This is a genomic window from Noviherbaspirillum sp. (assembly GCF_035944575.1).
In the GTDB taxonomy this organism is placed as follows: domain Bacteria; phylum Pseudomonadota; class Gammaproteobacteria; order Burkholderiales; family Burkholderiaceae_D; genus Noviherbaspirillum.
On sequence record NZ_DASZBA010000098.1, the window covers coordinates 12667 to 28033 of the forward strand.

10 protein-coding genes are annotated in these 15367 nt (G+C 62.3%); 2 read left to right on the forward strand and 8 right to left on the reverse strand.

Going from position 1 to position 15367, the window contains the following annotated elements:
* Window positions 1-196 precede the first annotated feature (196 nt).
* Window positions 197-2095: a hybrid sensor histidine kinase/response regulator gene (locus tag VGU61_RS06085; RefSeq protein ID WP_326858210.1), complete on the reverse strand. Its 1899-nt coding sequence runs from the start codon at window positions 2093-2095 to the stop codon at window positions 197-199.
* A 263-nt stretch (window positions 2096-2358) separates the two neighbouring features.
* Between VGU61_RS06085 and VGU61_RS06090 the strand changes: the two genes are divergently transcribed.
* Window positions 2359-2499, forward strand: coding sequence for a hypothetical protein (locus VGU61_RS06090; RefSeq protein WP_326858211.1), 141 nt, complete (start codon window positions 2359-2361; stop codon window positions 2497-2499).
* A 30-nt stretch (window positions 2500-2529) separates the two neighbouring features.
* Here the strand turns inward: VGU61_RS06090 and VGU61_RS06095 are convergent, their stop codons facing one another.
* From VGU61_RS06095 to cls, 7 genes are all read right to left on the reverse strand, one after another.
* The gene (locus VGU61_RS06095) at window positions 2530-3285 is read right to left on the reverse strand and encodes an ABC transporter ATP-binding protein (protein ID WP_326858212.1); all 756 of its coding nucleotides are present in this window, start codon (window positions 3283-3285) and stop codon (window positions 2530-2532) included.
* Window positions 3279-4340 (reverse strand): iron ABC transporter permease, encoded by a 1062-nt coding sequence (locus tag VGU61_RS06100; RefSeq protein ID WP_326858213.1) that lies wholly within the window; start codon window positions 4338-4340, stop codon window positions 3279-3281. Before VGU61_RS06100 ends, VGU61_RS06095 begins: the two co-directional genes overlap by 7 nt.
* Window positions 4337-5533: an ABC transporter substrate-binding protein gene (locus VGU61_RS06105; RefSeq protein ID WP_326858214.1), complete on the reverse strand. Its 1197-nt coding sequence runs from the start codon at window positions 5531-5533 to the stop codon at window positions 4337-4339. Before VGU61_RS06105 ends, VGU61_RS06100 begins: the two co-directional genes overlap by 4 nt.
* 35 nt (window positions 5534-5568) lie before the next feature.
* Window positions 5569-6819, reverse strand: a complete 1251-nt coding sequence (locus VGU61_RS06110) for an MFS transporter (RefSeq protein ID WP_326858215.1) — start codon at window positions 6817-6819, stop codon at window positions 5569-5571.
* A gap of 3 nt (window positions 6820-6822) precedes the next feature.
* Window positions 6823-9102 carry an IucA/IucC family protein gene (locus VGU61_RS06115; protein WP_326858216.1) on the reverse strand — a complete coding sequence of 760 codons (2280 nt, stop codon included), beginning with the start codon at window positions 9100-9102 and terminating at the stop codon, window positions 6823-6825.
* 25 nt (window positions 9103-9127) lie between these two features.
* A complete protein-coding gene (locus VGU61_RS06120) occupies window positions 9128-11338 on the reverse strand; it encodes a TonB-dependent siderophore receptor (RefSeq protein ID WP_326858217.1) in 2211 nt (736 codons plus the stop codon).
* Window positions 11339-11775: 437 nt separating this feature from the next.
* The gene (gene cls, locus VGU61_RS06125) at window positions 11776-13215 is read right to left on the reverse strand and encodes a cardiolipin synthase (protein ID WP_326858218.1); all 1440 of its coding nucleotides are present in this window, start codon (window positions 13213-13215) and stop codon (window positions 11776-11778) included.
* Between the two features lie 342 nt (window positions 13216-13557).
* On the opposite strand from cls, the gene VGU61_RS06130 reads away from it, so the two are divergent.
* Window positions 13558-15363, forward strand: a complete 1806-nt coding sequence (locus tag VGU61_RS06130) for a glycoside hydrolase family 15 protein (protein ID WP_326858219.1) — start codon at window positions 13558-13560, stop codon at window positions 15361-15363.
* Window positions 15364-15367: the final 4 nt, after the last annotated feature.

Consider the following 15367-nt stretch of genomic DNA (forward strand, 5'->3'; position numbering starts at 1 on the left):
GTCTGGTGAAATTGTTGCTATAAAGCATCAAATTCTCGGGAGAGAACCGGTGCCTGAAGCATGATTTCCAAGAAGGCATGGACCGCCTGCCGGTCCAGTGCATTTTGTGATGCCGAGCGCCCGCCACATTTTTCCGACCTCACGGGCTTTCCTCGACCGTGCAACGCCACGCTTGGCGAACCGGACGTCATATGCCTTAACGTTTCCCTGAACCCGCGTCTTCCATCTGGCGCCCGACCGCCACATCGGCCAGGGCATCTGCCAGCACCTGTGCATCGACAGGCTTCACAAAGTATCGATCAAACCCTGCATCGGCTGCGGCTGCACGTCCTTCCTCGCTGCTGTAGCCGGTCAATGCAATGAGCGCAGGCAGGGGTGCTTCGAGCGTTTTTCTCAGCAGCGCGGCAAGCTCATACCCATTCAAGCCGGGCAAGCCGACATCGACGATGCATACATCCGGTTTCCGGGCTTGTGCCTGTTCCAGTGCAGGTTGCGGCGCGTAATGCACGACAACGTCATGTCCAGCCGCTTCAAGCAAGGCCGACAATGTATCTGCGGCGTCGACATTGTCATCAACGACCATGATGGCCAGCCCGTTGTTCCTCCGTGGCAGCACCTCTACCTGTCCGGAATCCGGTCCCTGATGAAGCTCTCCTGCCATCCGGGGCAGCACCACACTGAAAACGCTCCCCTTGCCAAGCCCCTCGCTGTGCACAGCCACTTGACCGCCATGCAATTCCACCAAATTTTTTACCAGTGCCAGCCCCAGCCCCAATCCGCCCTGAGATCGGTCGGGCGTCCGCTTTGCCTGGGTGAACAATCCAAATATGTCCGGCAACAGCTCGGGCGTTATTCCAATGCCATGGTCTTGCATCATGATCGTGACCCGGCTGTCGGACGCACTCACCTGAAGCCGCAGGCAGCCTGCGTCGGGAGTGTATTTGGCAGCGTTGTTCAATAGATTGGCGAGGACCTGCACAAGCCTTTTGTGATCGCCCTGCACGTGCACTTTTGCAGAGGGAAGATCGGTTACCAGGTTGTGCCCCTTCATTTCAAGCAGCGGCTGCACCTGCTCCAGCGCGTCCGCGACGAGCTGAGCCAGATCAAGCTTTTGCTTGTCGAGGGTGATCATGCCTCTCGTTACCCGGGAAACATCCAGCAGATCGTTCACGAGATGCACCATGTGGTTCACCTGCCGGGATATGACCTCGCTTGTGCGGCGGACATGACTTGGATCCGATGCGTACACGGTCTTTAGCAGGTCGGCGGAAGCGCTGATGGGTGCCAACGGATTTCGCAGCTCATGCGCAAGCATCGCCAGAAACTCATTTTTGCGTTCATTGGCCATGTGCAGCGCGGCCAGCGCTTCGTTTCTCTCCTTTTCCGCGATACTGCGGGCAAGGTCGGCGTGATGGAGCTTATGTGCAAAACGCCAGATCACGATCGTAAGCACAATGAGCAAGCCCCACGCAAACAACAGCACGATCGTATCAATGTCGGAATGGTAATCGGCCCTCTCAAGAGCGGCAGTCGTTACAAGGGCAAGCAGGACGGGGGACAGCAATGCCGGAACGAGCAACTGGCGCAATGTCCGGTTGCCTGCGGCCGATTGGGAAAGCACGGCCAGCACGCCTTCATGCGGCCGCAGACAAACCAATCCGGTTGCCGCCAGCATGAATGCAAGCGCCGTCGGAAGCGCGGTGCCGCTACCGGGCAGCAGCTGGTACAGAAAAGTTTCCCTGGAAAGATAGCTGGCGACAGTAAGGAGTGAAAACAGGAGGGTGCCGATGGCTATGGTTTGGGCAATCCCTATTGCCCTGCGCACATGCATCAAGCCAAGGCTTGCACCAGTGGCGAGGAAAAGTCCGGACGTGACCGGTGCGGGAAGGCTCCAAAAGGTCGCGTTCGCGCCGGTGGCAAGGCTCAGTGGAGGCGGCGCCCAACCGAACGCGCGAAGAAAAACGGCAGCCAGTCCGCAGCAGCCTATACCTGCGATGAACACGATCTTGGTACGCAGATGCTTGCCTGCCATGCAGGTTTCCAGCAGAAGGACTGCGGAAACGACGATAAATCCGACTGCAGTGATCGGGAACATGCGAGGCGCGCCAGCGAAGATGCTCGCCAGTTCAGTTTTCCCGAATGTCCATCCCGCTATTGCGATCAGGGCCGCCAACAGGCATGCCAATGCGCAGAATATCGTTACATCCTTGCTAGATAGGCTTACTTTCAATTAACCACTTCCTGAAATTGGTCTGTTATACAGCAAATGCGTAGAAACCTTCTCTGTTGAGACTTCAATTCAGAAAAAAAATCTCCTTTCATTGCCATATACGGCAATGTCCCTGCGGGTACGTTCTCGTGGATGGCTCGCTGATCTTCAGCACTTCTCCGCCGCTGCTGGATGCGGCAATGGCAGGACATGGCATCGCCCTGTTACGCGAAGACGACGTGATGTCGCACGTCGAAGCGGATGAACTCGTGAGGGTGATGGCTGCTTAATCGCCATGCGCTGCATCCAGGGAAAGCCGTTTAGACAACATCATCGACGATGACGTGACCGATGCCCTTCGAGCATCGCTCGATGCGCGCTGCGATCCGGTACACCTTGTGCAGCATGCCTACGGTGATGACCTCGCCGGAGGGGCCGCTTCCCTGTGCCGTACCGTCTGCGATCACCAGTACCTGGTCGGAGAAACGCAGTGCCTGGTTGAGATCATGGATGGCGATGAAGACAATCATGCCCCGTTTCCTGGCAAGCTTGCGCATGAAGCCGAGTACCTGGACCTGCCGGTGCAGGTCGAGCGCGCTGGTGGGTTCATCCATGAGCAGGATTTCCGGATCTCGCGCAAGCGTCTGCGCGATGGAGACGAGCTGACGCTGCCCACCGCTCAGTTCGGCCAGGTTGCGAAAGGCGAGATCGGCAATCCCGAGCGATGCCATGACGTCATCGATCATCGACAGGTCGGCGTCGTGCGCCGCCCAGGACGTGGTTTGCTGCTTGCGCGCCAGCAGAATCGATTCGTAGACCGTCAGCCGGGCATTCGCGCTGATGTCCTGGGGCATGTAGCAGATGCCGTCGAATCCCTTGCGCGCGCCTTCCAGATGGATGCGGCCGGGTCCGTCGAGCAGGCCGGCCATGCGCTTGAACAGCGTCGACTTCCCCGCCGCGTTGGGACCGATGACCGATACCACTTCCCCGGCGCGGAACACCGGCGTGCTGATGCCCGAAATGACCGGATGCCGTCCGTAGCGGGCGCCGACATCGTCCAGGCGCAGCGTCACCATGCGTTCCTCCTGCTGCCGAGAATGAGCGAGATGAAGAAGGGAATGCCGATGAGCGAGGTCACCACGCCGATGGGAAAGATGGCGCCGGGAATCAGGGTCTTGCTCACCACGGAACTGAGCGACAGCACCAGCGCGCCGGTCAGCAGCGACGCCGGCAGGAAGAAGCGCTGGTCTTCGCCGATCAGCATGCGGGCGATATGCGGGCCGACGATGCCGACGAAGCCGATGGTTCCGACGAAGGCCACCGGAATGGCGGCGAGCAGACTGACCAGAACCAGTGTCTGGAAACGCAGGCGCGGTACGTCCACGCCGAAACTCGCGGCCTTGTCGTCGCCGAGGCGCAATGCGGTTAGCGCCCACACGCGGCGCGCAAAGACCGGCAGCGTGATGGCAATGACGAGACAGGTCAGGCCCAGTTTCGGCCATGTGGCTTTGGTCAGGCTGCCCATGGTCCAGAATACGACGGCGGCGACCGCCTGCTCGCTGGCGAAGTACTGGACGAGCGCCAGCAAGGCATTGAAAGTAAATACCAGTGCGATACCGAGCAGGACGATCGTCTCGGCGGTCACACCGCGCCGCATCGAAAGCAGGTGGATCAGCATGGCTGACAGCATGGCCATCGCAAAGGCGTTGATGGGGATGAGATACTCGGCGGCGACCGGAACGAACTTGACGCCGAACGCGAGCCCGAGCGACGCGCCGAAACTGGCGGCGGCGGAAATGCCGAGTGTGAAAGGACTGGCCAGCGGGTTGTTGAGGATCGTCTGCATCTGCGCGCCGGCCACCGATAGCGCGGCGCCGACGGCGACCGCCATCAACGCCACCGGCAGGCGGATTTCCCACATCACCACCTTCACCTGCAAGGGCGCGCTGTCCGGCGAGACCAGCGCGCGAACCACCTCGTCAAAACGGTAGCTCGCCGGCCCGAGCGTCAGATCGAGCAGAAGGCTGACCAGCAACAGGATCACCAGCACCGCAAGCAGTACCTGCTTGCGCAGCACGAGGGCACGGTACAGGCCGCGCTGGCCGCTTTTCGGCAGGATTACGGCGCTCATTGGCGGGCCTCTACGTCTGTGGTCAGGCTGACGAAATAGCCGGGCAGGTGCGGGAAGGGCAGAAAGCGTTCATGCAGTTCCCGAAAGGTGGCGTCCGGGTCGAGATCCGGGAACAGCGCCGGGTGAAGCCACTTCGCAAGCTGCTGGATGGCGACGAATTGGTATGGACTGTTGTAGAACTGATGCCAGATCGCATGGAACGCCCGCTGCTCCTGCGCTTTGATGCCGGCGTAGGCTGGGCGCAGCGTGTAACCCTCCAGCTTGCGCCGCGCGACCGCCCGGTCCGATCCCGGACCGACGCCGACCCAGTTACCTCCTGGGACATAGGCCTCCCAGTTGGCGCTGGTGACAATGACGTGCTCCGGATTGGCGGCTACCACCTGCTCCGGATTCAACTGGCCGAACGTGCCCGGGATGATATCCCTGGCGATGTTGCTGCCGCCCGCCATCTCGACGAACTTGCCGAAATTCTCGTTGCCGAAACTCAGGCAGCAGTCTTCGGTATAGCCGCCACCGCGTTCGATGAAGACCTTCGGTCGCGCCAGGTCATGCTTGTTGATGACATCCGTCACGCGCCTGATCTGCTGGGCGTGAAACGCTATGAATTCCTCGGCGCGCCTCTCCTTGCCAAAGAGCTTGCCAAACAGCCGCATGGTTGGCTCGGTGTTTTCCATTGGATAGTGACGGAAGTCGATATAGACGACCGGGATGCCGAGCGCGGCAAGCTTTTCGATGTAGCGCGCGTCCTGGGCAGCGCGTTGCGCTTCGATGTTCAGGAAAATCACATCGGGCTTGTGTGTGATCACCTGTTCGATATTGAAGGTGCCGTCGTCGAATCCGCCGAACGTGGGAATCTTCGCGATCTCCGGAAACTTGCGCAGGTACAGGGAATAGGTGTCCGGGTCCGCCTGGATCATGTCCCTGCGCCAGCCGACAATGCGCTGCAACGGATTGTCGGTATCGAGCGCCGCGACGAGGTACAACTGCCGGCCTTCGCCGAGGATGACGCGCTGCACCGGCACGCGGACCGCTACCTGGCGGCCGAGCAGGTCGGTCACGGTGATCGTCCCGGGCGGCTGAGCCGGCGCGGCGGTCGTGGGTTCGCTGCGGGAAGAGACGAAGAAATACACTGCCAGCGCACCCGCCAATAAGAGAAAGATGAGCACTGATGTGGATCGACGTTGAATTGCCATGATGAAGACTCTGTTGGATGAATGCGTGAAGCTCGTCAGGGACCCGGCGACATGCCGGCGCGGCGGGATGCCGCCTGCCTGCGCCGCAGGGTCGCAAGCACGGCGACCACTGCCAGGGCATAGAAAAATGCAACGAGGAAATAAATGTATTCCAGCCCTGCCGCCTGCAGGAACCAACCGCCGAGCGCGATGCCGGCGATCGATGAAAACTGCGACGTGCCTTGCGCGATGCCGAGTACGTAGCCCTGCTGGTGGCCGGCAGCGGCCCGCGATATCAGCGACATCAGCACCGGCGTCGTCGCGCCGAGCAGCACGCCCCAGGCAAAGTAGATCGCGACAAACACGCCGATGTTTCGCGTTGCGCCTGCCAGTGCCGTCAGCATTGCGCAGGCGGCGGCGATGCACGCCATCCGGCGCAGGGCATCGGGCAGATCCCGGTTCTCGAAGTACCTTGCCCAGAGCGAGGCCGACATCACGAATCCGAGCGCGAGCAAGCCGTAGCACAGGCCGACGACCCAGTTGCTGACATGGAAGATGGAACCGACATACAGCGAAAACGGCGTCTGGGTAATCATGCGGCTCATGAGAAGGATGCCGATGATGCCCAGCAGCCCCAGGATCGGCGCGGTACGCCACAGGGACCCGCCCGACCTGGAAGCCGCTACGGAAGGCTGGGTCGCGGGTGCGGCATGCGCGGGCGGCGGCACCGACGGCAGAATCATCGCGACGGCGACAGCGCAGAGTGCGCAGAGGATCGCCGCGACGGTATTGATCCAGAAGAAGGCGGCATGGTCGAGGATGAGGCCGCCGGCAACCGCGCCCGCCAGCGAGCCGATATTCGTCGACACCTGCAGATAGGCGAACAGCCGTGCCCGGCGCAGCGGCGCTTCGATACTGACGCCGTAGGCCTGCGCCGGCGCGATGTACCCGGCGCAGGCGCCCTGCAGAAAGCGCAGCAGGAGGATGGTCCAGACGTCGGTGGCGTACGCCAGCGCAAGCTGGGTCAGCGACAAGCCGAGCAATGCCCGGATCATCATCGGCTTGTGGCCGAAGCGGTCGCCAATGCGTCCCCAGAATGCGCTCGTCAGCAGGATGCCGAGCATCGGCCCGACATAGACCGCCACGCCGGCGATGCCGAACTGGACGTCGGACGTGCTGAGCGCCTTCAGATGAAGCGGCCAGAACGGCCCGCTCATTTCCATCGCTCCCATGGAAATGAGCTGGATCACGAACAGAACGTGAATCAGGCGCGACGCCTGCTGCGGCGCGATGGCGGCGTTCGGCATGCGTCAGTTCCCGCCCTGGGGCGATGCCAGCGGGTTGGGCAAGGCATGCTGCAGCCGGTAATCGGCATAGCGGAGCAGGTGCATGCGCAGAACCGACCGCGCCGGCCACGGTTGCTGCAGGAACGCGTGCCGTTCCGCTTCCCACAATGCGCCGGAAACCCGCGGCGCCAGCCAGTCGAAAGTGCGTACCGTCTCTTCGCGCAGGATGTCCCACAGCCGGCGCGACGGCATCGCATAGTCATCCGTCAGCAGCAGCGCCAGTTCATGCAGGTGGCATACGAAGCAGGCATTCAGTACAAAGCTGCGCACCGGCTCGATGTCGTCGGTGAAGACGGTGGGAAGAATGCCCGGGTGGACATACGGCTTGAGATCGTGTCCCCGCTCGCGAAGCAGGGGTGCATAGGTGCGGCCGTCGCCGAAGTCGCGGATCAGCAGGCCGCTGGCCGCCCCGTCGTCCGAAAACAAAACCGAGGTATTCTGCTGATGCGCTTCGAGGCCGATGCCGTACAGCAGGTAGATGCCGACCACGGGGCGGATGACCACGCGCGCATAGTGCCTGAACCAGTTTTCCACTCGAGCCTCCGAGGCGCGTTCGCCGCCGCGCTCAATCAGTTCCGTGACCAACGGTCTTCCGCTTGACGGCGATTTGGCAAATAGCGCGGCAACGGTGACGGGCAGCAGACCGTCGGCGCGGTCCAGGGCTTCCTTCGCGGCACGATAGGCGACCGACAGATGGCGCCCCGGCCGGTCTTCCTGCCTGACCGCATGCCGGTAGTGGAAGGCAACTTCTTCCGGAAAGATATCGATCGTCTGGCCGAATCCGTTTTCATCGGCCAGGATGCGCTTGATGAGCGTGCTGATGCGCGGCCCCATGTGAATGGATTTGGCCTGCAGGCTGCGCTGCTCGCTGGTCAGCCACAGTGCCACGGGAAGCTTGATGAACGGCGCGGCGTCAGGCGACACCGGTGCCATCGTCCGGAAGGACATGGTCGGAAGCGTCTCGATGTCGGGGCCATCGAGCATCAGTATGCCCTCCTCGACCTCCGCCGCATATTCCTGCTCGACGTAGTGTTCGAGATGCCAGGAATGGATGGGCAAGGGCAGCCAGTCTCTCTCGTTCAACTGTTTTGCGTTCAGGCCTTCCTTCCAGCTCGTCCACAGCGCCGGAAAGCATTCGGAGAACCATTGGTGGTAGTCCTCCACATGGGGCATGCGTTCCATGTAAGCCATATCGGCGCGCAATGCGGCGATGCGCACGCTCACCCTGGCGTTGAATTCCGGCGACAACCTTGCCACCTCCCCCGGACTCAGGTCCATCGCGTTGAGATAGGCGGCGACCGACAGGCCGTCCACGCAGGGCGATGCCAGCAGCCGGTGCAGCCACACCCCGGCGTCAACCGGACTGCCATAGGGATAGAACGATGCCGGCACGCGGCCGGTGCGGTAATGATCCTTGCACTGGTATTGCAGGAAGGACTCGTATTCGTCGCTGTCCACGTAGCGGATCGGCATGCCGCCGCCGATATCGATCATCGTCGGCCGCAGGCCTTGGAGGCGCGCCGCGTCGATATGGCGGGTCAGTTCGCGCATGGCTTGCGCGCGCGTCTCGTGCGCATAGCCGCTCAGATGAAAATGGAATCCCTCGAAGGCGAACCGGTGCTTCCGTTCCGCCAACCGGCGCAGGCAGCGAGCCAGATCCTCGTCTCCCATCCCGAAGCGGCTGGCGTGCGATGCCGCCGGCCTGTGCCGGAGCAGCACCCGCACCCGCCGGCCCTGCGTTCCACGGATGACATCCTCCAGTTCGGCAAGCTCTTCCATCGAGTCGATGGAAATGAGCGCGTCGTGCGCAATCAGTTCGGCATGGAACGCCGCCGTTTTCGCCGGACCGGTCGCGCACAGCCGCGCGGGGTCCGCGCCGGCGCGCAGCGCGTCCCTGAATTCATACATGCTGGACACGTCCACGCCGATGCCGGATTCCACCGCCGCGCGTACCAGTGCCTGCGATTTGTTCACCTTCGCGCCGTAGAAGATTTCGTACCGTACCCGGTGCGCCTGCAATACCGCGCGAAACGCTTCCACGTTCTGCATCAGGATATGCGGCCAGACGATGTTGAGCGGCGACCCGTACCGGTCGACCAGCGTCCGCAGCGTCTCCGGCGATGCATAGACGAGACGGGAAACCGACTGGTCCAGGATCGGGCTAAGCATCATCGGCGCGCAGGCTTCCATCCGCATGAAACCGGGGTTGGCCGGCGATGGGTTGCTCTGCAAAGGCTGTGGCATGGTCGACATGAATGCAGCGTCCGGCTCAGAAGTCCACGGAAGCCGACAGCAGCAGGGTGCGCGGCGCGCCTTGGGTAAAGCCGCCCCATGTCGCCACGCCGGACCAGTAGTCTTGGTCGAATGCGTTGAGAAGGTTGGCGCGCAAGGTGGTTGCCTTGCCTGCGATCCTGGTGATATAGCGCGCGCCGAGATCGACCTTGGTCCAGGCCGGGATGCTCTGTGTATTCGCCTGGTTGACATATTGCTTGCCGGTATAGACCGCGCTGCCGGTCAGGGTCAGGCCCTGCATCCATGGCGTGTCCCATTCGATACCCAGGTTTGCCTGTGCCGTCGGCACGCCGATGGGGGTGTTGCCGAGCACGGCGCTGTTGCTGGCTCTGGTGAGTTCGGCATCGAACAGGGTTGCGCCGCCGAGCAGCCGGACGCCAGGGCGCACTTCGCCAAGCACGTTGAATTCGATGCCGCGGTTGCGCTGTTCGCCGTCGGGCGCGTACACCGTGCCGGTAAGCTGCGCGTTGGGCTTCCTGATCTGGAAGGCGCTCAGCGTGGTGATGAGGCTGCCGTGATCGATCTTGATGCCGATCTCGTTCTGTTTCGACTTGTACGGCGCAAAGACTTCGCCCGCGTTGGCGGCGGTCGACGGCGCGGTGTCGCCCTTGCTCAACCCCTCGATGTAGTTGGCGTAGAGCGATACGTTTTGCCACGGCTTGAAGACCAGTCCGACCAGCGGCGTGACCGCGCTCTTGTCATAGGTGGAGGTGACCGCGCCGGTTGCGGGGTTGAAGTTGTCCGACTCGACCTGCTGGTGGCGCGCACCGAGCATGAGCTGCACCCGGTCGTCCATCATGGACAGCGTGTCGGCCAGGGCAACGCCGGACAGCGTGGTTTCGGAGACTCTTGGCACAAGGGCAGGCGCCGCAACGGCCTGGGGGGGTCTTGCGAGAGGTGCATAGATGTTCGATGTCACAGCCGTACCATTGACGGAGCCGCGGGCCAGGGTGTCGCGATAGGCGCTCGCCTGGAGGGTGACGGTATGGCGCACGCCGCCGGTGTCGAAGCGGGTCCGCAGTCCGGCGTCGGAGGTCGAGCGGTCGATGTCGAACTTGAAGTGGCCCGGCGTCGAAGTCGTCGCGCCGGCGGCGTTGACGATCGTCGGCGCGCCGAAGAGCCGCGCCACATCCGTGCGTCCGCCGCCGATATTGGCGAACAGCGTCAGCCGGTCGTTCACATCGTATTCGGTGCGCAGCAGGGCCGACTGGTCGTCGATCTTCGCCCACTCCCACGCCTGCGTGATATTGCGCCGGCCGTCGGGCGCGGACGGCACGGCAATGCCCGGCGAAATCAGGAACGGACGCGACGGCGCGTCGAAGCGCTCGCGCTGGTCGATGAGGTCGAGCGTCGCCCTGAACTGCTTGCCCTGGTAGTCGAGTGCCAGCGCACCGACGGTCGCCCTGCGCGACTGGTTGTCCAGCGGCGTGTCGCCATGGTGGTGGCTGCCGTTGACGCGCAGACCGAACTGCCCCTCCGCGCCGAAGCGCCGGCTCAGGTCGAGATGGCCGCCGACCTGGGAGCTTGACGCATAGTCGGCGGTGAAGCGGGTCAGGTCGGTGCCGAAGGCGCGCTTGGGGACGATGTTGATGACGCCGCCGATGCCGCTGTTCGGCGACAGGCCGTACAGCAGGGCGGCCGGTCCCTTGATCACCTCGATGCGTTCGACATATTCGGACAAGATCCGGTAATTCGGCGCGACGCCATACTGACCGTCGAAAGCGACTTCGCCGGTGTTGCCTTCACCGATCGGGAAGCCGCGGATGAAGAAGGAATCGAGGATACCGCCGGTCTGGCCGCTGGAGCGGACCGACGGGTCCCTGGCCAGCACATCGGCCGCCGTCGCCGCCTGCTGGTCGCGGATCATTTGCGATGTGTAGCTGCTGATGCTGAACGGCGCCCTCATGACATCCGTATTGCCGAGCAGGCCCAGCCGTCCTCCGCGCGCCACCTGGCCACCGGCATAGGCCTTTGGAAGACCTTCGGACCGCTCGACTGTGATCCGCACCTCCGGCAGCGCGCTGTCGCCAATGGCGCTTTGCCCGCCCGCCGGTGCGGTTTGCGCATGAACCTGCGCGATGGATCCGGAGAGCAGCATGCCGGCGAACGCCATGCGGATGGCATGGGTCAGGGGCTTGAGAAAGGTTGCCGGCGGGGGCGCGATAGCAGCATGAACTTGTGTAGGCATGATGGGCAAAGTCTTCTTGTTGGATTGATCGTCGTGTTTCCTGCCGGGTCCAGCAAACATCGATACAGGGGGGAAGCCGACAAGAAGGCACGCTCGGTATCGCACGGAGACATGCGAGATCGGCGGCTATCGGAGGCAAACAGAAGGAACCTGAGCCAGTCGACAATGAAACGCGCGCATGGCGTTTCCCTGTAAACATCATTGACTGCTGACTGGCTGTTTTCCGCGGAGGGAATTTGGCTGGCTGAACGCTTTACCGACCGGACCGATTGCTACCGCAAGTCACTTCCGGCAGTACCGAGTTGGTCGATGCGCACATCATAATTTAAATGAGAATCATTTTCAACAACGGTGATGGCATTTTTTTATTACACGACTTTTTTGACATGCCGGGAGGCGGGAACGGCGGTCGGGCAGCGCCGCGGTACCGAAGCCGGTTACAGATATGGCGAGAGCAGGCGCGCCAGCCCGTTTCGCAGGCGCACCAGGAAGGGACGGTTACGTAGTTCATGCGCGGAAACCCGTTGCGCCGAACCGAGCCTGGCGTCGATGAGCGCGTCCAGTTTTCCTGCGAGCGCCCTGTCGTAGCACTCCAGGTTGTATTCGAAGTTGAGCCGCAGGCTGCGCGCGTCCCAGTTGGTGGAACCGATCAGGGACCATACGCCGTCGACCACGAATACCTTGCTGTGGTCGAACAGCGGACCGCTGAAGTAGACCCGGCAACCCTTGTCGAGCAAATCCGCCAGCAAGGGCTGGGTAGCCCAGTCGACGACGGGAATATTGCTGCGCAAGGGCAGGATGATGTCGACCAGCACGCCGCGCAGGGCGGTTACTTTCAATGCGCTGAGCAGCACATCGTCCGGCACGAAATACGGCGTGACGATGCGTACGCGGTGTTGCGCCACGGAGAGCGCGCCGAGCAGGATCTGCAGCATGTTGTCCAGATCGGCATCCGGACCGTCGGGGATGCCGCGGGCGGCACTCAGCCCGCGTTCGGCCAGCGGCGGAAACCACGCCGCCCCGTTCAATTGCTCGCCGGTAGAAAACGCCCAGTCGATCGCGAACGCGCGCTGCATGTCGGCAACGACCGGTCCTTCGATCATGAAATGCAGGCAGTTGAGCGGATAGGCGGGCTGCAGGCTGAGCATATGGCCAACACGGATGTTCATCCCGCCGGTGAATCCGGTCTGCCCGTCGACGACCAGAATCTTCCGATGGTTGCGCAGGTTCGCATACCGGAACAGCCTCGGCACCCGGGTCGGCAAAAACGCTTCCGCCCGCACGCCGGCCCTGCGCAGCTCGCGGATCATGTCCGGCCGCGTGTAACGGGCGCCGACACCGTCGATCAGGACGCGCACCTGCACACCGCGCTGCATCGCCCGTTGCAGCGCCTGCAGGAACATCATGCCGACTTCGTCGTTATCGAAGATGTAGCTGAGGAGCGTGACCGAGCGGCGCGCGCCGTCGATTGCCGCCAGCATTGCCGGATAGGCCTCATCACCATCCACCAGGGGCTCGATGCGGTTGCCCTTCACCAGCGGGTTGCGCGTGATCTGCGCGGACAGCCGGATCAGCCCGGCGAAGGTGGTGTGGCTGGCGGCGATCTCGATATCGGCCGGCACCGGCCTGACGTCCCGCGGACTGCCCCTGCCCCAGCTTTTCTCCAGGCCGATGGCGATACCGGCGCGATGAATGCGGTTGATGCCGAAACACAGGTACAGGATGGCGCCGCCCAGCGGCACCATCCATGCCAGACCGGTCCAGCCGATGATCGACTGCACATGGCGCTTGCGGAATACCGCATCAACCGTCACCGCGAGCGCAGCCACGATATGGAAGAAGGAGACCACGAAAGGCGCAAAGTCGGTGAATGTCATCGCCGTTCAATCGCATTCATTGGCTAATTTTTGCTCGAAGGGACAATGATGTGATGCCTGTGTCATTTCCGGCAACTATTTTATTGTCGGACTTTCACGAACGTGGGAGGTTCTTGATACGCATCAGCAAGAATGGGCCGCAACGCAGGGTGCGAGTCATTGCGGCTGCATACAATCGACCATACCAGCCGAAAAAGGATGCCGGAATGCAGGCATCGATTGTGTACGGCATAAAAGGCAAAAGGAGAAGGGCATGACATCAGGCAATGCGCACCACATACCAACCTTACGATGCATAAATTTCCCAGGCAAAAAATTTAACCTCGGCAAACACCGTTGCGCATGCCGGCGATGAAGTATCCGCCGATCGGCGACTATGCCCTGATCAGTGACTGCCATTGCAGCGCCCTGGTATCGCGCTACGGGTCGGTCGACTGGTGCTGCATGCCTTGCGTCGACGATGACGCCTGTTTCGGCAGACTGCTCGACTGGGACAAGGGCGGCTTCTGCCTCGTGGCGCCCACCGCGCCGGACGTGACATCGACGCGGCAGTACGTGGACGGATCGATGATCCTCGAAACCGTTTTTTCCACTCCGCAAGGCGAAGTCCGCGTGACCGATTTCTTCGCGATGGATGACAAGAGTCCTGAAAATCCGCCGCTGGACCTCGTGCGATTGATCGACGGCATCTCCGGCGATGTCGAGATGCGCATCGAGGTGACGCCGCGCTTCGACTATGGCGAGATCATCCCGCGCATGAAGAGCCATCCGTCCGGCACGTTCACCGCGATCGGAAGCAACCAGGGGTTGATCATTCATTCCGACATCCCGCTCGATGTGGTTGCGCACCGGGACTTGTGCGGCACCTTCCGCATCCGCGCCGGCGAACGCGTGCGGCTCGCCGTGCAGTTCGAGTTTCCCGAAAAAATCACGCCCGAGGTCACCGCGCAGGCCATCAATCCGGACAATCTCGACCGCCACCTGGAAAGCACGCGCCGCTGGTGGACCAACTGGTCGTCGCGCATGCGCTCTTCCTTCCAGCTGGACGAACATACCGTCCGTTCGACCATCGTTCTCAAGGCGCTGACCTTCGAGCCCACCGGCGCCATCGTCGCCGCCTCGACCACCTCGCTGCCCGAGTGGATAGGCGGCGGGCGTAATTGGGATTACCGATTCAGCTGGGTGCGGGATTCGGTGTTCACCATCCGGGCCTTGCAGGAATTGGGCTATGCCACCGAGGCGGACAAATTCCACCGCTTCATCCAGCGCTGTTCCGCCGGCAGCGCCGATCAGCTCCAGATCATGTACGGCGTCGACGGCAACCGCCGGCTGACCGAGGTCGAACTGGATTGGCTGGAAGGGTACAGGCAATCGCGGCCTGTCCGCATCGGCAACGGCGCGGCGAAGCAGACCCAGCTCGACATCTACGGCGAGCTGCTGGAAATGGCATGGGAATGGCACCGTAACGGTCATGAAACCGATCCCGACTACCTGGATTTTCTGGTGAGCGTGATCGATACCGTGTGCCGGCGCTGGAGCGAACCGGACTACGGCATCTGGGAAGTACGCGGCAATCCGGTCCACTACGTGCATTCGAAGGCGATGTGCTGGGCGGCGATCAACCGCGGCATTCAGCTCGCCGAAGACACCGGTTTCGACGCGCCGCTCGCGCATTGGATGCAAATCCGGGACGACATCCGGGAAGCCATCGAAAGCAGGGGATACGACCGCGAACGCGGCGTGTTCCTGCAGGCCTTCGACAGCAGCGAGCTGGACGCGGCGCTGCTGATGCTGCCCCGCGTGGGATTCGTCGCGTACGACGATCCGCGCATGCTGCGCACCGTCGACGCGATCTGCGGCGAGCTCGATCGCGACGGCCTGCTGCTGCGCTACCGGGGACCGGATGGTCTGAAAGGCCCGGAGGGGATGTTCCTTCCCTGCACCTTCTGGCTGGTGTCCTGCCTTGCCAGACAAGGCAGGAAAGCGGAAGCCCGAACCTATTACGACAGGGCGATCGCCTGCAGCAATGAACTCGGCCTGTTTTCGGAAGAGTACGACACCGCATCGAACCAGATGCTCGGCAATTTTCCGCAGGGGCTCACCCATGTGTCGCAGATCATGGCGTGGCTTGCGCTGGCGGAGAACTGACGGC

Bases quoted from the DNA above. Each gene is read 5' to 3' on its own strand.
- VGU61_RS06120 (WP_326858217.1), bottom strand. From the start codon at position 11,338: ATGCCTACACAAGTTCATGCTGCTATCGCGCCCCCGCCGGCAACCTTT.
- VGU61_RS06095 (WP_326858212.1), bottom strand. From the start codon at position 3,285: ATGGTGACGCTGCGCCTGGACGATGTCGGCGCCCGCTACGGACGGCAT.
- VGU61_RS06110 (WP_326858215.1), bottom strand. From the start codon at position 6,819: ATGCCGAACGCCGCCATCGCGCCGCAGCAGGCGTCGCGCCTGATTCAC.
- VGU61_RS06130 (WP_326858219.1), top strand. From the start codon at position 13,558: ATGCCGGCGATGAAGTATCCGCCGATCGGCGACTATGCCCTGATCAGT.
- VGU61_RS06105 (WP_326858214.1), bottom strand. From the start codon at position 5,533: ATGGCAATTCAACGTCGATCCACATCAGTGCTCATCTTTCTCTTATTG.
- VGU61_RS06085 (WP_326858210.1), bottom strand. From the start codon at position 2,095: ATGTTCCCGATCACTGCAGTCGGATTTATCGTCGTTTCCGCAGTCCTT.
- VGU61_RS06115 (WP_326858216.1), bottom strand. From the start codon at position 9,102: ATGCCACAGCCTTTGCAGAGCAACCCATCGCCGGCCAACCCCGGTTTC.
- VGU61_RS06100 (WP_326858213.1), bottom strand. From the start codon at position 4,340: ATGAGCGCCGTAATCCTGCCGAAAAGCGGCCAGCGCGGCCTGTACCGT.
- cls (WP_326858218.1), bottom strand. From the start codon at position 13,215: ATGACATTCACCGACTTTGCGCCTTTCGTGGTCTCCTTCTTCCATATC.